The organism is Oribacterium sp. HCP28S3_H8 (genome assembly GCF_052064775.1).
Taxonomy (GTDB): Bacteria; Bacillota; Clostridia; order Lachnospirales; family Lachnospiraceae; genus Oribacterium.
In genome coordinates this window covers 1-1,053 of the sequence record NZ_JBQHUZ010000028.1, presented here as the reverse complement: position 1 = coordinate 1,053, position 1,053 = coordinate 1, and the positions used below count along the sequence as shown (strand labels likewise).

3 protein-coding genes are annotated in these 1,053 nt (G+C 51.7%); all 3 read right to left on the bottom strand.

What is annotated here, in order from left to right; genetic code table 11:
- A partial coding sequence (locus tag ACTNEN_RS13285) for an iron chaperone (protein ID WP_441206950.1) occupies positions 1–293 on the bottom strand: 293 nt, incomplete at its 3' end.
- Positions 290–700, bottom strand: a complete 411-nt coding sequence (locus ACTNEN_RS13280; RefSeq protein WP_441206949.1) for a peptide deformylase — start codon at positions 698–700, stop codon at positions 290–292. The genes ACTNEN_RS13285 and ACTNEN_RS13280, both read right to left, overlap by 4 nt.
- Positions 701–704: 4 nt before the next feature.
- Positions 705–1,046, bottom strand: a complete 342-nt coding sequence (locus tag ACTNEN_RS13275) for an arsenate reductase family protein (RefSeq protein WP_194607968.1) — start codon at positions 1,044–1,046, stop codon at positions 705–707.
- Positions 1,047–1,053: the final 7 nt, after the last annotated feature.

The window sequence follows — 1,053 nt, the reverse complement described above, 5'->3', positions numbered from 1 at the left end:
TTCTCCCCATATGGAACCTGAACCGCGCCCTTGCTGAATTTCAGGCCGCGTTTCGTGAATTGGTCCGCAAAATGCTCCACTGCCCCAGGTCCCGGATAGATGCCGATATGCTTCTTTGCCGCCGCGAAATGGATGAGGTTATGCCCCTTCCACCATGTAGGCATTGACCAAGAAATCCGCTCTTCTGCTCCGGGAAGCTCCTTCCGGATCGCATCCCGCACGGCACACAGATTGTCTTTTCGCGCCGGATCCTGTCTTTCAATATATTCGTCTATCGGATTCGTCGAGGTCATATGATAATCCCCTCCAGATGATCGCACTCATGCTGGATGATCTGCGCGGTCCAGCCAGTAAATTTCTGAACATGCTTCTTCATGTCCTGATCCTGGTATTCCAGCTCAATTTCACGGAACCTCTTTGTCTTCCGTGTTCCTGTCAGAGAAAGGCAGCCCTCTTCTGTTTCGAATGGTCCACTCTTCTTCAAAATGACCGGATTCAGCATTGCCACGTTCATAAGCCCCATATTGACGACAATGATCCGCTTCTTCACGCCGATCATGTTAGCCGCCATTCCGACGCACTCATCTGTATGCGCCTTCAGTGTATCCAGTAGATCACGGGCGACCTGCAGATCAGCTTTCGTCGCCGGGTCTGATTTCTGTGCGAGGAAGAAGACATCCTTCATAATCTCTCTGACCATATGCTTACTCCCAGTTCTTCCAAACTTCCGGCTGGTAGCCAACCGTAGCCTGCCGGCCATTCCGGACCACCGGCTGCTTCACCACCAGCGGGTGCTCCAGAACCTTATCGAACTTATCCTCGTCTGCCAGGTACTTAATCAGGAGATAAGCCTCCCGGTCCTTCGTCTTCTCATCCAGGAGATCGTCCATCCCGCCTACTGCCTGCAGGATTGAGGTCAGTTCTCCTTTACTGAAGCCCTTCTGTGCAAGGTCAATCGCCTGAAACTTAATTCCCCGCTCCTTGAAAAAACGCTCCGCTTTTCTTGTATCCGCACTCTTCTTCGTGCCGAAAATCTGAATGTTCATGACTGTT